This window comes from Dactylosporangium sp. NPDC000244 (genome assembly GCF_040300725.1).
Classification (GTDB): domain Bacteria; phylum Actinomycetota; class Actinomycetes; order Mycobacteriales; family Micromonosporaceae; genus Dactylosporangium.
The window spans coordinates 1-14,917 of sequence record NZ_JBEPEH010000007.1 but is presented as its reverse complement, the minus strand read 5'-3'; the positions used below and the strand labels follow the sequence as shown (position 1 = coordinate 14,917).

14 protein-coding genes are annotated in these 14,917 nt (G+C 70.6%); 6 read left to right on the top strand and 8 right to left on the bottom strand.

Going from position 1 to position 14,917, the window contains the following annotated elements; genetic code table 11:
* The first annotated feature begins 75 nt into the window (after positions 1-75).
* Together ABT369_RS11250 and ABT369_RS11245 are read left to right on the top strand one after the other, a co-directional pair.
* Positions 76-1,257 carry an NAD(P)-dependent malic enzyme gene (locus ABT369_RS11250; RefSeq protein ID WP_350611859.1) on the top strand — a complete coding sequence of 394 codons (1,182 nt, stop codon included), beginning with the start codon at positions 76-78 and terminating at the stop codon, positions 1,255-1,257.
* Positions 1,258-1,277: 20 nt separating this feature from the next.
* Positions 1,278-2,222, top strand: coding sequence for a zinc-binding dehydrogenase (locus tag ABT369_RS11245; RefSeq protein WP_350611614.1), 945 nt, complete (start codon positions 1,278-1,280; stop codon positions 2,220-2,222).
* An 81-nt stretch (positions 2,223-2,303) separates the two neighbouring features.
* Here ABT369_RS11245 and ABT369_RS11240 read toward each other — a convergent pair whose 3' ends face one another.
* Positions 2,304-3,194 carry an alpha/beta hydrolase family protein gene (locus tag ABT369_RS11240; RefSeq protein ID WP_350611613.1) on the bottom strand — a complete coding sequence of 297 codons (891 nt, stop codon included), beginning with the start codon at positions 3,192-3,194 and terminating at the stop codon, positions 2,304-2,306.
* 73 nt (positions 3,195-3,267) lie between these two features.
* On the opposite strand from ABT369_RS11240, the gene ABT369_RS11235 reads away from it, so the two are divergent.
* Positions 3,268-3,897, top strand: coding sequence for a Pr6Pr family membrane protein (locus ABT369_RS11235; protein WP_350611612.1), 630 nt, complete (start codon positions 3,268-3,270; stop codon positions 3,895-3,897).
* Positions 3,898-4,059: 162 nt separating this feature from the next.
* Here ABT369_RS11235 and ABT369_RS11230 read toward each other — a convergent pair whose 3' ends face one another.
* From ABT369_RS11230 to ABT369_RS11205, 6 genes are all read right to left on the bottom strand, one after another.
* Positions 4,060-5,124, bottom strand: coding sequence for an alpha/beta hydrolase family protein (locus ABT369_RS11230; RefSeq protein ID WP_350611611.1), 1,065 nt, complete (start codon positions 5,122-5,124; stop codon positions 4,060-4,062).
* A gap of 187 nt (positions 5,125-5,311) precedes the next feature.
* Complete coding sequence (locus ABT369_RS11225; RefSeq protein WP_350611610.1) at positions 5,312-5,491, bottom strand: DUF6104 family protein; 180 nt, start codon at positions 5,489-5,491, stop codon at positions 5,312-5,314.
* A gap of 74 nt (positions 5,492-5,565) precedes the next feature.
* Entirely contained in the window at positions 5,566-9,267 is a 3,702-nt protein-coding gene (locus ABT369_RS11220; RefSeq protein ID WP_350611609.1) for a multifunctional oxoglutarate decarboxylase/oxoglutarate dehydrogenase thiamine pyrophosphate-binding subunit/dihydrolipoyllysine-residue succinyltransferase subunit, read from the bottom strand.
* A gap of 242 nt (positions 9,268-9,509) precedes the next feature.
* A complete protein-coding gene (locus ABT369_RS11215) occupies positions 9,510-10,418 on the bottom strand; it encodes a DUF2705 family protein (RefSeq protein ID WP_350611608.1) in 909 nt (302 codons plus the stop codon).
* On the bottom strand, positions 10,415-11,326 hold the full coding sequence (locus ABT369_RS11210) for an ABC transporter ATP-binding protein (RefSeq protein WP_350611607.1): 912 nt from the start codon (positions 11,324-11,326) through the stop codon (positions 10,415-10,417). Before ABT369_RS11210 ends, ABT369_RS11215 begins: the two co-directional genes overlap by 4 nt.
* Positions 11,327-11,393: 67 nt before the next feature.
* Positions 11,394-11,798, bottom strand: coding sequence for a DUF3052 domain-containing protein (locus ABT369_RS11205; RefSeq protein ID WP_350611606.1), 405 nt, complete (start codon positions 11,796-11,798; stop codon positions 11,394-11,396).
* A gap of 92 nt (positions 11,799-11,890) precedes the next feature.
* Here ABT369_RS11205 and ABT369_RS11200 point away from each other — a divergent pair, with 92 nt between their 5' ends.
* Both ABT369_RS11200 and ABT369_RS11195 read left to right on the top strand, forming a co-directional pair.
* Positions 11,891-12,652 (top strand): GNAT family N-acetyltransferase, encoded by a 762-nt coding sequence (locus ABT369_RS11200; RefSeq protein WP_350611605.1) that lies wholly within the window; start codon positions 11,891-11,893, stop codon positions 12,650-12,652.
* A 4-nt stretch (positions 12,653-12,656) separates the two neighbouring features.
* Positions 12,657-13,475, top strand: coding sequence for a lysophospholipid acyltransferase family protein (locus tag ABT369_RS11195; RefSeq protein WP_350611604.1), 819 nt, complete (start codon positions 12,657-12,659; stop codon positions 13,473-13,475).
* Between the two features lie 146 nt (positions 13,476-13,621).
* On the opposite strand, the gene ABT369_RS11190 is transcribed toward ABT369_RS11195, so the two are convergent.
* Positions 13,622-14,191 (bottom strand): hypothetical protein, encoded by a 570-nt coding sequence (locus ABT369_RS11190; protein ID WP_350611603.1) that lies wholly within the window; start codon positions 14,189-14,191, stop codon positions 13,622-13,624.
* 320 nt (positions 14,192-14,511) lie between these two features.
* Here ABT369_RS11190 and ABT369_RS11185 point away from each other — a divergent pair.
* Positions 14,512-14,917: hypothetical protein (locus ABT369_RS11185; protein ID WP_350611602.1), on the top strand; the 406-nt coding region annotated here is incomplete at its 3' end.

Genomic DNA, 14,917 nt, shown 5'->3' with positions numbered 1-14,917 from the left:
GTCCTTCCTGTATCGCAAACCGTGGCAAAGGAGCCCCCGGTGCTGACATCCGTGTCCGATTCCGTGTCCGATCCCGTGTCCGATCCCGTGTCCGATCCCGTGTCCGATCCCGTCTTCGACCTGCACGTCGGCGGAAAACTCTCGGTGCAGTCGACGGTCCCGCTGTCCACCCGCGAGGACCTCTCCCTGGCGTACACGCCCGGCGTCGCCCGCGTCTGCGAGGCCATCGCCGCGGACGAGTCGCTCGTCCACCAGCTCACCTGGGTCGGCAAGGCCGTCGCCGTCGTGACCGACGGCTCCGCGGTGCTCGGCCTGGGCAACATCGGCCCGCGCGCGGCGATGCCGGTGATGGAGGGCAAGGCCGTGCTGTTCAAGCAGTTCGGCGGCGTGGACGCGGTGCCGATCTGCCTCGACACCCAGGACCCGGACGAGATCGTGCGGATCGTGACCGCGCTGGCGCCGTCCTTCGGCGGGATCAACCTCGAGGACATCTCGGCGCCGCGCTGCTTCGACATCGAGCGGCGGCTCGAGGACACGCTGCCGATCCCGGTCTTCCACGACGACCAGCACGGCACCGCGATCGTGGTGCTCGCCGCGCTGCGCAACGCCTGCAAGGTGCTCGGGCGCGGCCTCGGCGACCTGCGCATCGTGGTCAGCGGCGCGGGCGCGGCCGGCATCGCGGTGACCCGGATGCTGATCAGCGGCGGCGCGGCCGCGGGCGAGATCATCGTGCTGGACTCGCGCGGCTGCCTGCACACGGGCCGCACCGACCTCAACCCGGCCAAGGCCGCGCTCGCCGCGGAGACCAACGCCGGCGGCGTGACCGGCGACATCGCCTCCGCGCTGCGCGGGGCCGACGTGCTCATCGGCGTCTCCGGCGGCACGATCGGCGAGGCGGCGCTGGCGGGCATGGCGCCGGAGGGCGCGATCTTCGCGCTGGCCAACCCCACGCCCGAGGTGCACCCGGAGATCGCGGCGCGGTACGCGAGCGTCGTCGCCACCGGCCGCAGCGACTTCCCGAACCAGATCAACAACGTGCTGGCCTTCCCCGGCATCTTCCGCGGGGCGCTGGAGTCGGGGGCGACCCGCATCAGCGACGGCATGAAGGTCGCCGCGGCCGAGGCGATCGCCGGCGTGCTCGGCGCCGGTGAGCTCGCGCCCGACACGATCGTGCCGAGCGCCCTGGACCCGCGGGTGGCCCCGGCGGTCGCGGCCGCGGTGTCCGAGGCGGCCCGCCGCGACGGCGTCACCCGTTAACGAGAGTTAAGGTCCTGGGTATGCGTGCCGCTTTCGCAACCGCGTTCAACGATGCCGACCCGCTCGCCGTGCTCGAGGTCGGCGACGCTCCCGAGCCGGCGCCCAGGGACGGCTGGGCCGTGGTGGACGTGCGCGCCAGCGCGCTCAACCACCACGACCTGTGGTCCCTGCGCGGCGTCGGCCTGCGCGAGGAGCAGTTGCCCATGATCCTCGGCTGCGACGCCGCGGGCATCGGCCCGGACGGGGCCGAGGTCGTCGTCTACCCGGTGGTCTACAACGAGAAGGGCGACTTCACGATCCTCTCGGAGTACTACCAGGGCACGGTCGCCGAGAAGGTCACCGTCCCGGCGTACAACCTGGTGCCCAAGCCCGCGGAGCTCACCTTCGCCGAGGCCGCGTGCCTGCCGACGGCCTGGCTCACGGCCTACCGCATGCTCACCACCAAGGGCCGCCTCGAGTCCGGCGGGGCGGTGCTCGTGCAGGGCGCGGGCGGCGGCGTGGCCACGGCCGCGGTGCTGATCGGGACGGCCCTCGGGGCGCGGGTGTACGCCACCAGCCGCGACGCCGCCAAGCGCGAGCGCATCGCGGCCCTGGGCGCGACGGCCGTGGAGCCGGGCGGCCGCCTCCCCGAGCGCGTCGACGTCGTGGTGGAGACGGTGGGCGAGGCCACCTTCGAGCACTCGATGAAGTGCGCGAAGACGGGCGGGCGGATCGTGGTCTCCGGCGCGACGAGCGGTCACCTGCCGCAGGTGAACCTGCGCCGGATGTTCGCGCTGCAGCTGGAGATCCTGGGCACGAGCATGGGCACGCCGGAGGAGCTGGCCGACCTCATGGCCCTGCTCGCGCGCACCGGCATCCGCCCGGTGATCGACTCGGTGGTGCCGTTCTCGGAGGCGCGCAAGGCGTTCGAGCTGCTGCACTCGGGCGACGTCTTCGGCAAGGTCGTGCTGGACCACACCAGCTGAATGCCCTGCTCGCGGCGCCCTGGCCTCTCGTGGCCGGGGCGCCGCGGCGTTTGTGCCCCGGCGGGTGCGCCGCGGGCCGGCTCAGAGGTGCGAGTCGAGGTCGGCGGTGGGCGCCAGTGCGGACCGGGCCGCGGTATCGCCGTACAGCTCCAGCCGCAGGAACTCCAGCGTGCTCTTCGCGACCGTCGGGTACGACGTCGAGGACGGGCTCAGGTACGGGTCGTCGTGGTTGCCGCCCGGGATGGTCAGCATCGCCTTCGCCCACGGGACCAGGTCGTACGTCGCCTTGGCGCTGTCGTAGGTCACCAGCGGGTCCGCGTCGCCGTGGACGAAGAACAGGGCCGCCGGGGTGCCCTGGAACTCGGTGCCCACCCCGAGGCCGCTGCCGGCCAGCACCACCCCCGCGCGCAGGCGTTTGTCGCGCCCGGACGTGAACAGGCCGACCGTCGTGATCGCGCCCGCCGAGTGGCCCGCGGCGGCCAGGCGCCCGGCGTCGATGCGCTTGCCCAGCGGGCCCGCGAGCACCTGCCCGAGCACGAAGCTCGCGTCGGCCGGCTGGTTCAGCACGTCGTACACGTCGAAGTGCGCCGCGCCCCGGGTCGTGTTCGGGTAGGCGGGGGCGATCACCACGAACCCGGCCGCCGCCCAGCTCTTCAGCAGCGGCGCGAACCCCTCCGGAGTGCCGTTGAGGCCGTGGCTGAACAGGACCGCGGGGTAGCGCCCGGCCCGGTCCGGCGTCCAGACGACGGTGCGCAGGATGCGGCTCTCACGGGTGTACGTCACCTGCTGCGACGACACGGAGAGCCCCGGTGGCGGCAGCGTCAGGGACGGCGGCAGCTGTACCGGGGCCAGCCCGCCCGCCAGCGAAGGCGCGACCGAGGGTGAGGCGACCGCCCGGCGCGCCGGCGCCGGGGCCGTCGAACAGCCGCTGAGCAGGGCGAACAGGCATACGGCGGCGGCGAGTCGGCGCATGGCACCAACGGTACGGGCGGGCTCGGCGAACGACCGCTTCCCCGCGGGGCGAAATCCGGCTACCTTCCGGCGCATGACTGTCGTGTTCCGCGCGCTGACCGCCGTGTGCGCGGTGGCCGGGATCGTCGCGCTGCAGGTGTGGAACCACGGGGACTGGGGCTCGTTCGTCTACTTCACCGTGCAGAGCGCCGTCATCATCGCCGTGGTGTCCGCGGTCGCCGTGTTCCGGCCGGTGCCCGCCTGGGTCCGCGGCGCGGCCACGCTCTACAGCTGCATCACCGGGATCGTGTACCACACCCTGCTGGCGAACCCGTCCAGCCCGTTCTACCAGGCCGACTCCGGGGCGCACACGCTGCACAACCTGCTGCTGCACTCGGCCGTGCCGATCCTGGCCGCCATCACCTGGCTGGTCGTCGAGCGGGAGCGGGTGCGGTGGTGGTACGCGGCCGCGTGGCTGTGCTATCCGCTGGCCTACCTGGTGTTCGCCCTCGTGCGCGGGGCGTTCGTGCACGAGTACCCGTACCCGTTCATCGACGTCAACAAGCTCGGCGGGCTCGGCGTGACCGAGACCTCGCTCGGCTTCACCGTCGCGTTCTTCCTGCTCGGCCTCGCGCTCATCGGCCTCGGGGTGCTGCTGCGCCGGCTGCTGACGCGCGACCGCGCGGGCGAGACCGCCCCCGCCGAGGACCCGGCCTCGGTCTGACCGGGTGGAGTACCCCGACCGGGGGAGTATGCCCGCAATCCGACACTGTTCGGGACCTGGCGGCCCCGACACGCTCGGTAGTGTGTCGGCCATGCCCGATGAGCGTATTGACCCGAGTCAGAACACTCAGGCGTTCCAGGCGTGGGTGGACCACAGCAGGAATCAGCCGGCCGAGCCCGCGAGCTCCAAGACGTTGCTCTGGGTCGGCGTCGGCGTCGGTGTCGTCGTGGTGCTCGCGATCGTGCTGTTCGTCGCGCTCGGCTGAGCACCGCGCTCCGCGTAGATCCCCGAGGATTCGAAGTGCGTGAAGCCCGGGAGGGTGGCGTCGTTCGTCAGCCGCATCCAGGCCACGTCATCGCCGTTGAGCGCGAAGTCGAGGAAGTCCAGCAGCGTGGCCAGCACCTGCACGTGGCCGCGCTCCGGGTCGTTCGTGCCCGCCCCGTGCTCGCCGCCCTCGATGGTCAGGAACGCCTTGGGCCACGGGTTCTTGCCGTAGGACTCGCGGCCCTGGCTGTAGGCGACGACCGGGTCCTTGTCCCCGTGGACGAACAGCAGCGGCACGGGGCTGCCCTTGTAGGCCGTCGTCGGCCGGCCCGCGAAGATCACGCCGACCTTGAGCCGCGGGTCGCGCTTGCCGGTGAAGAGCCAGTCGGTCGTGGTGCCGCCGCCGGAGTGCCCGATCGCGCCGAGCCGGTCCGGGTCGATGCTGTCCGCGAGCGGGTTGCCCGCCTTCATCATCTGCGTGATCACGAACGAGGCGTCGACGGCCTGGTTGGGCACGTCGGTCTTGTCGAACTTCGGGCCGTCCTTCTTCGTGAAGGGATAGGCCGGGGCGGCGACGACGTATCCGGACTCGGCCAGGAACTTCGTCATGCCCTCCTGCATCTGCGGGTTGCTGTAGAAGCCGTGGCTCCACAGGATCAGCGGGAACTCGCCGGGCAGGGGCGTGGCGTCGACCTGCACGCGGCCGCGGGTCTGGCGGGCGGAGCCGCGCACCGGATACCACACGGTCGTCGGCAGCGACCGGCTGCCGCGCGCGAAGCTGAAGTGCCGCACGCCGACCGCGTGCGGGGCCTTGGCGGAGGCGTCGACGGCGGTCGCACCGGCCGCGGTGGTGAAGGGCGTGCCGCTGTCGTCACTGCCGGACGCGGCGAAGGCGCCGCCCAGGATCAGCAGGGCGGCGGTCAGCAGCGTGACGGTTGCGGTTCGGGTGCGACGAGCGGGCACGAGGAAAATGTAAGGGCCGCTCGTGCTAAACCCATATCGCCCGACTGGGGACATTCGATTGGCTTGCCGGACTACACCAGGATGTCACCGGATGAACCATTTGGACGACGTGGCTACCCTCAGGGGGATAGGCGCCCGCTGATCAATCTGCCGAATTGTGGCAAATGTCCGAAATGGACGGACCGGCCTACTCGTCGTCCTCGTCGTCCAGCCGCGCCAGGTAGACGGCCAGGCGCTCGATCGGCGTCTCGAACTCGGGGTTGAGGTCGACGAAGTCGCGCAGCCGCTCGGCCAGCCACTCGATCGAGACTTCCTCCTCGCCGCGGCGCTGGGCCAGCTCCTCGATGCCGCGATCGGTGAAGTACATGACGCGTCCTTCCGGAAGATACGAAACGGGGGCACGGCGTCGCCGCCGTGCCCCCGGAAGTTACCGAACCGCTGTCACGGCTTCGGCAGGGCCGCCTCGATCAGCGCCTGCTGCTCGGCGTCGTGCAGCTTGGTCGAGCCCACCGCGGGTGCGGCGGCGGCCGGCCGGGAGATGCGGCGCAGCCCCACGCCCTGCAGCTGCTCGAGCAGGTTGAGCGCGATGAACGACCAGGCACCCTGGTTCGCCGGCTCCTCCTGGACCCAGGCGAAGTCCTCGGCGTTCGGGTACTGCTCCAGCGCCGCCTTGAGCTCCTCGATCGGCATCGGATAGAGCTGCTCGACGCGGAGGATCGCCGTGTCGGTGATGCCGCGGTCGGTGCGCGCCTGGAGCAGGTCGTAGAAGACCTTGCCCGAGCAGAGCAGGACCCGCTTCACCGCGTTCGGGTCCAGCGCGGTGCCCTTCACGCCCGGGTCGGCCAGCACCGTGGAGAAGGTGCCGGTGGTGAAGTCCTCGACGCCCGACACGCACAGCCGGTGCCGCAGCAGCGACTTGGGCGTGAAGACCACGAGCGGCTTCTTCTTCGGCGACAGGGCCTGGCGGCGCAGCAGGTGGAAGTGGTTCGCGGGGGTGGTCGGCACCGCCACGCGCATGTTGTCCTCGGCGCACAGCTGCAGATACCGCTCCAGCCGCCCCGACGTGTGGTCCGGGCCCTGGCCCTCGTGCGAGTGCGGCAGCAGCAGCGTGACCGAGGCCAGCTGGCCCCACTTGACCTCGCCGGAGGAGATGAACTCGTCCACGATCGACTGGGCGCCGTTGACGAAGTCGCCGAACTGCGCCTCCCACATGACCAGCGCGTCCGGGTTCTCCACCGAGTAGCCGTATTCGAAGCCCATCGCCGCGAACTCCGACAGCAGCGAGTCGTAGATGAAGAGCTTCGCGTTGTCCTTGATCAGCGACGACACCGGCATGTAGTCCGCGCCGGTCTCGGCGTCGACGATCCCGGCGTGGCGCTGCACGAACGTGCCGCGCCGCGAGTCCTGGCCGGAGAGGCGGACCGTGACGCCGTCGTGGACCAGCGAGCCGAACGCGATGATCTCGCTGAAGCCCCAGTCGATGTCGCCCTCGGCGGCCATCTTCGCGCGGCGGTCGAGCAGCTGCTGGACGCGCTTGTGCGGGGTGAAGCCGTCGGGGAGCTTGACGTGGGCCTCGCCGATCGCCCGCAGTACCGATTCATCGATCTTGGTCTCGACCGCCGGCTCGGCCTCGGGCTCGCGCAGCCGGGTGAGGCGCGCGGCGGGCGAGCTGGAGGCGTCCCGGGTCGCCTTGAACACCGTCTCGAGCTGCTCGTGGTAGTCCTTGAGCAGCGCCTCGGCCTCGGTGATCGGGATGTCGCCGCGGCCGATGAGCTCCTCGGTGTAGATCTTTCGCACCGAGCGCTTCTGGTCGATGATCGCGTACATCAGCGGGTTGGTCATCGAGGGGTCGTCGCCCTCGTTGTGCCCGCGGCGGCGGTAGCAGACCAGGTCGATCACGACGTCCTTGTTGAACGCCTGGCGGTATTCGAACGCCAGCCGCGCCACGCGCACGACGGCCTCGGGGTCGTCGCCGTTGACGTGGAAGATCGGCGCCTGGATCATCCGGGCGACGTCGGTCGAGTAGAGCGACGAGCGCGAGTACTCCGGCGCGGTGGTGAACCCGACCTGGTTGTTGACCACGACGTGGACGGTGCCGCCGGTGCGGTAGCCGCGCAGCTGCGACAGGTTCAGCGTCTCGGCCACGACGCCCTGGCCGGCGAAGGCCGCGTCGCCGTGGATGAGCAGCGGCAGGACGGTGTAGCCCTCGAGCTTGAGGTCGATCTTGTCCTGCTTGGCCCGCACGATGCCCTCGAGCACCGGGTTCACGGCCTCCAGGTGCGACGGGTTCGCGACGACCGAGACGGTGGTCGCGTGCTCGCCGTCCGGGTGCGTGTACTTGCCGGTCATGCCCAGGTGGTACTTCACGTCGCCGGAGCCGTGCGCCGACTTCAGGTCCAGGTGGCCCTCGAACTCGGAGAAGATCTTCTCGTACGGCTTGCCGACGATGTTGGCCAGCACGTTGAGCCGGCCGCGGTGCGCCATGCCGATGACGACCTCGTCGAGCTCGCCCTCGGCCGAGTTCTGCAGGATCTCGTCGAGCAGCGGGATCAGCGACTCGCCGCCCTCCAGGGAGAAGCGGCGCTGCCCGACGTACTTCGTCTGCAGGAAGGTCTCGAAGGCCTCGGCGGCGTTGAGGCGGTTGAGGATGTGCTTCTGCTCGTCGGTGCCGGGCTTCTCGTAGGGCTTCTCGACCCGCTCGGCGATCCAGCGCCGCTCCTCCGGGTCCATGATGTGCATGTATTCGACGCCGACCCGGCGGCAGTAGGAGTCGCGCAGCACGCCGAGCACGGCCCGCAGCTTCATCTTCTGCTTGCCGGAGAACCCGCCGACCGGGAAGACGCGGTCGAGGTCCCACAGGGTCAGCCCGTGCTCGAGCACGTCGAGGTCCGGGTGCCGGCGGATGCGGAACTCGAGCGGGTCGGTGTCGGCCATCAGGTGGCCCCGCACCCGGTAGGCGTGGATGAGCTCCACGACCCGGGCCGCCTTGTCGATCTGGCCCTCGGAGGTGCGGGCGACGTCGCGGACCCAGCGCACCGGCTCGTACGGGATGCGCAGCGCGGTGAAGATCTGGTCGTAGAACCCGTGCTCGCCGAGCAGCAGCTCGTGCATGACCTTGAGGAACTCGCCGGACTGGGCGCCCTGGATGATCCGGTGGTCGTAGGTGCTGGTCAGCGTGATGATCTTGCTGATGCCGAGCTCGGCCAGGGTCTCGTCGGACATGCCGGCGTAGGGCGCCGGGTATTCCATCGCGCCGACGCCGATGATCGTGCCCTGCCCGGTCATGAGCCGCGGCATCGAGTGCACGGTGCCGATGCCGCCCGGGTTGGTCAGCGAGATCGTGGTGCCGGCGTAGTCGTCCATGGTCAGCTCGTTGCGCCGGGCGCGGCGGACGATGTCCTCGTAGGCCGACCAGAACTGGCGGAAGTCCATGTCCCCGGCGCCCTTGATGCTGGGCACGACGAGGGTGCGGGAGCCGTCCGGCTTGGCCAGGTCGATCGCGATGCCCAGGTTGAGGTGCTCGGGCTCGACCAGGTTCGGCTTGCCGTCGATCTCGGCGAAGCTGTTGTTCATCTCCGGGTGCGCGGCGATGGCCCGGACCAGCGCGTATCCGATCAGGTGCGTGAAGGACACCTTCCCGCCGCGGCCGCGGGCGAGATGGTTGTTGATCACGATCCGGTTGTCGGAGAGCAGCTTGGCCGGCACGGCGCGCACGCTCGTGGCCGTGGGAACCTCGAGCGAGGCGTCCATGTTCTGCACGATGCGAGCGGCCACGCCGCGCAGCGGGACGCGCTTCGCGCCGCCGGCGGGGGCGGGGGCCTCCCGCGTCGGCGCGGGCTTGGTGGCCGGGACGGCCTTCTTCTCCGCCGCCTTCTCGGGGGCCTTCTCGACCGGCCTGGCCGCCGGTGCGGGCGCGGCGGGCTTGGCGGCCTTCTTCTCGACCGGCTTCTCGGCGGGCTTAGCCGGAGCCGCGGCCTCGGCGACGTCCGGGGCGGGCTTGTAGTCCGCGAAGAAGTCGTGCCACGCCGAGTCCACGCTGGCCGGGTCCGCGAGGTACCGCTGGTACATGTCCTCGACGATCCACTCGTTCGGGCCAAATCCCGCCAGCGGATTCTCCTGCGAGTTGGTCGCTTGGGTCGACACGGCTCTTGATCGCCTCTTCCAAACGCGAGTTGCTAGGGGTTACGGATGTCCGGTCCTTTAGGCTACGCGCTGCCTAACGCTCGTTCGTCGCCGACGCCGCCGGAGTGACCATGTTGGCGAGCGGCCTGACGTCCTACCCTTACAACTGTGGCCGCCCTCGGGCGGCCACAGTTGTCCAAGATCTTGCAGTTACTTCTTGCGCAACTCTTGAGGCGGTGCTGCGAGCACCCGGTCACGCACCGTCACGCGATGTCGCGCTTGCGGGTGATCAGGGTGCCGATTGTGCCCAGGATCACCGCCCAGCCGACGAGCACCACGACACCGACCCACCGGGCGGGCAGGTGGGTGTCGCCCACCTGGCCACTCAGCGTGCCGACCACATGCTCGGAGGCGAGCGGCGGAATGTAGACGGCCGCCTCCATCACCCAGTCCTCCTTGATGAGGTACGTCCGGATGAGTGCCAGCATGGCCAGCGCCGCGTAGGTGCCGATGGTGTAGACGACCGCGGCCGTGATCGTCGCGCCGATCTGGCTGCGGATGAGCACCCCGATGCCGATGCCGAAGATTCCCCACAGGACGTACACCAGCAGGTTGAGCAGGATCGCCTGTTGCGCTGTCCAGTGCCCCAGACTGTTGGCCACGCCCTCGCTGGAGAAGAAGATCGCGCCGACCACGACGTTGATCACGGTGGCGATGAGCCAGAAGATCACCGCCATCGCGCCGCCGGTGATCAGCTTCGCCGCGATGACCTTGGTGCGCTTCGGCGTCGCCAGGAACGTCGCCGTCGCGGTCTGGTGGTAGAACTCGTTCGTGATCAGCAGGATCGCCAGCAGCATCACCATCATCAGGCCGAAGAACTGGCCCGACGTGTAGACGTTGGCGGCGATGCGGGCGAGCCCGGCCCCGGTGTGGTTGGCCGCCGCCTCGTCCTTCGCGGCCTGCTGCTGGGCCAGGAAGTCGGCCTGGTCCTGCGGCGACATCCCGGGCGGCGGGGCCTGGTTCAGGTAGTCCGGCGTGGACAGGTCCGAGTCCGCCTGGGCGGTGTTGATGAGCAGCGCGAGCCCGACGAACGCCACCGAGCACAGCAGGAAGATCCACCACATGTTCGTGGTGCGCAGCTTGATCAGCTCGCTGCGGATGAGCCGGATCATCGGATGTCCGCCCTTCCCTGGGTCAGTTCGAGGAACACGTGCTCCAGGTCGGGCCGCTCGGCGACCAGCTCGTGCAGCTCGACCCCGGCCTGCAGGGCGAGCTTGCCCACGGCCGGGGCGTCCAGGCCGGTGATCATGTGCGCGCCGGTGCTGCCGGGGTTGATCGTCCCGCCGGCCTCGCGCACCGCGGTGACCAGCTCCTGGATGTTGGGCGTGCGCACCCGCACCGTGGCCTGGGTCGAGCCCTGGCCGATGATCTTCTCGACGGGGCCCTGGGTGACCAGCTTGCCCGCGGCGATGATGACCACGTCGTCGGCGAGGATCTCCATCTCCGACAGCAGGTGGCTGGAGACGAGCACCGTGCGCCCCTGCTGGGCCAGGCCCTGCAGCAGCCCGCGCATCCAGCGGATGCCCTCGGGGTCCAGGCCGTTGGCCGGCTCGTCGAGGATCAGCACCTTCGGGTTGCCCAGCAGCGCCTGCGCGATGCCGAGGCGCTGCTTCATGCCCAGCGAGTAGCCGCGGAACTTGCGCTTGGCCGCGGTGGTGAGCCCGACCAGCTCCAGCACCTCGTCGACCCGCGAGGCGGGGAAGCCGCCGGCCGCGGCGACGCAGCGCAGGTGGTTGCGCGCGGTGCGGCCCTTGTGCGCGGCCGAGGCCTCAAGAATCGCCCCGACCAGCTGCAACGGCTCGGCGACGTCGGCGTAGCGGTGCCCGCCGATGGTCGCGGTGCCGGACGTCGGCGTGACGAGGTTGAGCACCATGCGCAGGGTGGTGGTCTTGCCGGCACCGTTCGGCCCGAGGAACCCGGTGACGCGGCCCGGCTCGACCACGAACGACAAATTGTCGACGGCTCTGACGTTGCGGTACTGCTTCGTCAGGCCGGAGACGACGATCTGCCCGTTGGACAACGCGCCGCTCCCTCCGTGAGACAGGTGAAGGCGCCAATATGGCATGTCCGGACAAGTTGCGTGCGATCTAGGGTCGATCCGCCACGCGGATGACGTGTTTGAGCCCGGACCAGGTTTCGTTGATCGCGCACACTTTAACGTCCACGCGCCCGTTGGCCAGGGCATATCCGCGAACGATGTTCTCGTCGAGATCGGTGGCCATCCCGGAGGCGCGCTTCGGCCAGGCCACCCAGAGCGCGCCGGCGGGCGGGGTGAGCCGGTGCAGAACCCGCCATCGGCGGCGCAACCGGGCGGAGTCGGGACAGAACAGGACGATCACGTCGTACAGCCCCGGCGTGCTGCGGCGGTGGAGTACCACGTCCGCGGGCAGCTCCGCGAGGTCGAACCCGGGCGGGGCGCCATCCAGCAGGACGCGATGTCCCGCGTGGATCCCGAGCTTCTTGGGTAACGGTGTGCCTGAATATCCCGCCATGGCTGACCACGGTAGCGACAGTTCACCCGCGCGCCATCAGGCGAACCTGTGAGCGTCAGCCATCCGCAGACCTCGACGCCTACACCGAACGCATGACGATTCTCGCCGTCGCCGCCGGCCCGCAAGAGCTGGGCGACTTGCAGCGCTACACCCTGCTGGTGGCCACCGACGGCGCCCAGGTCCGGGCCGCACAACGGCTCCGCCACGACGTCTTCGCCGGCGAGCTGGGCGCCACCCTGCACGGCTCCGAGGAAGGCCTCGACACCGACGCGTTCGACGAGCACTGCGACCACCTGATCATCCGCGAGGAGCTCACCGGCGAGGTCGTGGGGACCTACCGTATGCTCCCGCCGGACCGGGCGGCCGCGGCCGGCGGACTCTACGCCGACACCGAGTTCGACCTCACCGGCCTCGCCCAGCTGCGCGAGGGCCTGGTCGAGACCGGCCGCTCCTGCGTGCACCCCGACCACCGCAGCGGCGCCGTCATCAACCTCATGTGGGCCGGCATCGCGCGCTACATGCACCTGCACGGGCACCGCTGGCTCGGCGGCTGCGCGTCGGTCCCGCTGGCCGACGGCGGCGCGACCGCCGCGGGCGTCTGGGACCTCGCCCAGCGCAAGCACCTGGTGCCGAGCGCCTGGCGGGTGCGCCCCCGCAACCCGTGGGTCTGCGACCTCGAGCCCCCGGCCAAGGTCAACGTGCCGCCGCTGCTCAAGGGCTACCTGCGCCTGGGCGCCTGGGTGGGCGGCGCGCCGGCTCACGACCCCGACTTCGACTGCGCCGACTTCTACGTGCTGCTGTCGCTGGATCGGGTCAACCCGCGGTACATGCGCCACTTCCTCGGACAGGAGTGACCCCATGGCGGTCATGGACAGCCTCTGGCTGCCTCGCTCGACGTGCGGCGCGGACTGCCTGCCGGCCGCCTCGGACCGGCACGTCTCGCGCCTGATCGTGGCCAAGCGCATCGCGGTCACCGGCGCCGTGCTGCTCTTGGCCGCACTCTCGGTGCCGGTGCTGGCCCTGCTGCCCCAGCGCGGCCTGATCCGCGCCCAGCGCGCCCTGGCCCGCTCGGTGCTGGCGGGCCTCGGCATCAAGCACTCCGCGACCGGCCGCATCCCGCAGTCCGGCGCCCTGCTCGTGGCCAACCACGTGAGCTGGCTGGACGTGATCGTGATCCTCGCCCACGCGCCGGCCCGCCTGCTGGCCAAGCGCGAGGTCCGCTCGTGGCCCCTCATCGGCCGCCTGGCCGCGACGCTCGGCACCGTGTTCGTGGACCGCTCCCGCCCGAAGAGCCTCCCGTCGACGGTCGCGGAGGTGCGCGGCAACATCGCGGCCGGCGGCGTGGTCGCGGTCTTCCCGGAGGGCACGACCTGGTGCGGGCGCATGGGCGGGACCTTCCGCCCGGCGATGTTCCAGGCCGCGGTCGATGCCGGCGTACCGGTCGTGCCCGTCCGCCTCACCTTCGCCCAGAGCGGGGTGGTGACGACGGTGGCCGCCTTCATCGGCGACGAGACCCTGCTGGCGTCCCTCAAACGAGTCCTCGCCGCCCGCGACCTCTCCATCAGCCTGCGGGCCCATCCGAAGCTGCACCCGGCCCCGTGCGACTCCCATCCGCACGCTCACACACACTCCCGCCGAGTCCTGGCACGCGCCGCGACCGCCATGGTGGCGGCCTGACCCCTGCCGCGCGTATCACCGCCCTTCCGAAGTCGGACGAGCCTCAAGGGCCCGTCCGACTTCTTTGCGTTGAAGAGCGCGCCGCTCAAGACCATCCACTCGAGGCACTCACGCTGCCCGACGCCACGACCGCCCGGCGGAGGCCGTCACTGCTCCAGGACCTCCCAGGCCTTCGGGACCCAGATCCAGTGGTCGTTCACGTACACCAGACCCTCGTAGGCGCGGCCCGTGTCCTGGCCCGGCTCGGTGTACTTCCAGCGGTACACCGTGAGGCCCGGCCGCAGGTGGGCGCCGAGCTTCTCATAGCCGCCCGGGAAGTCGCGCTCCACGGCCGGGGTCCACTTCTGGATGTCCTCGGTCGTGGCCTGGTACAGCTTGAGGTCCGTCTGGGACGCCGAGCCGGCCAGCTCGACCTTCTGGCCGTTCCACACCTTCGTCTTGTAGTACGACTCCGCCTTCGATGCCAGTTCGTCCGTGAACACCGCGGCGTAGTCGGCCGCCGTGGGCTGGAGGGTCTTCACCGTCTCCGCGCCGTCGGCCGCGCGCAGGGCCTCCATCAGGGCCTTCGCGCCCGTCTCACCCTTCGGGAACGCGGCGGCCTTCGCGGTTGTGGAGGCCGCCGGGGCGGGGGTGTCGGCGGCGGGAGTGTCGGCGGGATCGCTGCAGGCGGTCAGGGCCAGGCCGAGCAGGGCTATGGGTAGCGCAAGACGCTTCATATGAATGCTCCTTCAATGATCACGAAGCGCTCACGCTAGACGCGGGTGTCAAACCTTGACGTCGGCGTGTTTCCGCAGGTCGCGGCCAAGGTTGCCCCGGCCCCGGGAGCTGATTGGTCACATAGCCGACACGCCGCCGGCGGGCGCTCCAGCTCGGCCCGCGTGTCGATCGGTGCTCGGTGTTGAGGGTGTAGTGGTGGACGGCCGTGGCGAGGTCCGCGACCTGTACGAGCGGGTCGGCGCGTCGTCGACTGCGGCCCGCTCCTCGACGCCGTGCGGGTGGCCGGACGGCTTGCGGGCGGTTGGTAGCGTCCGCGCGCATGGGCGGCATCGGGTTCTCGATCGGCATTGACGGCGACGGTGACGTCGACGCGGCGCGCGTGGCGGTGTGGGAGGAGATGCGGACGTTCGCGCAGTGGTTCCATGTGCTCGGCGGCAAGGCCTACGACGAACTGGACCACTACCTCGACGGGCTCGAACCGGCCGCGGAGCCGCATCGGGCCGGGGACCGGCAGATGGTCTGGTGGTTTCCCAACCCCGCCGGCAGCTGCCCGCGCTCGATGCTCGCCTGGTGGCACTGGTGCGAGGTTGCCGCTGCCGTCGACTGGGAGCAGATCGGGTACGTCGCCGAGCGGCGCGGGGTCACCATCACCGGGCCGCGGCCCGACCCGGCGGCGAGCAGGGAGCGGTTCGTGGTCGTGCGCGACCGGCTGTGGCTCGTGGAGG

What these genes read in the sequence shown, in the direction of transcription:
- ABT369_RS11245 (WP_350611614.1), top strand. Translation starts at nt 1,278, where the DNA reads ATGCGTGCCGCTTTCGCAACCGCGTTCAACGATGCCGACCCGCTCGCC.
- ABT369_RS11240 (WP_350611613.1), bottom strand. Translation starts at nt 3,194, where the DNA reads ATGCGCCGACTCGCCGCCGCCGTATGCCTGTTCGCCCTGCTCAGCGGC.
- ABT369_RS11235 (WP_350611612.1), top strand. Translation starts at nt 3,268, where the DNA reads ATGACTGTCGTGTTCCGCGCGCTGACCGCCGTGTGCGCGGTGGCCGGG.
- ABT369_RS11225 (WP_350611610.1), bottom strand. Translation starts at nt 5,491, where the DNA reads ATGTACTTCACCGATCGCGGCATCGAGGAGCTGGCCCAGCGCCGCGGC.
- ABT369_RS11215 (WP_350611608.1), bottom strand. Translation starts at nt 10,418, where the DNA reads ATGATCCGGCTCATCCGCAGCGAGCTGATCAAGCTGCGCACCACGAAC.
- ABT369_RS11205 (WP_350611606.1), bottom strand. Translation starts at nt 11,798, where the DNA reads ATGGCGGGATATTCAGGCACACCGTTACCCAAGAAGCTCGGGATCCAC.
- ABT369_RS11200 (WP_350611605.1), top strand. Translation starts at nt 11,891, where the DNA reads ATGACGATTCTCGCCGTCGCCGCCGGCCCGCAAGAGCTGGGCGACTTG.
- ABT369_RS11195 (WP_350611604.1), top strand. Translation starts at nt 12,657, where the DNA reads ATGGCGGTCATGGACAGCCTCTGGCTGCCTCGCTCGACGTGCGGCGCG.
- ABT369_RS11190 (WP_350611603.1), bottom strand. Translation starts at nt 14,191, where the DNA reads ATGAAGCGTCTTGCGCTACCCATAGCCCTGCTCGGCCTGGCCCTGACC.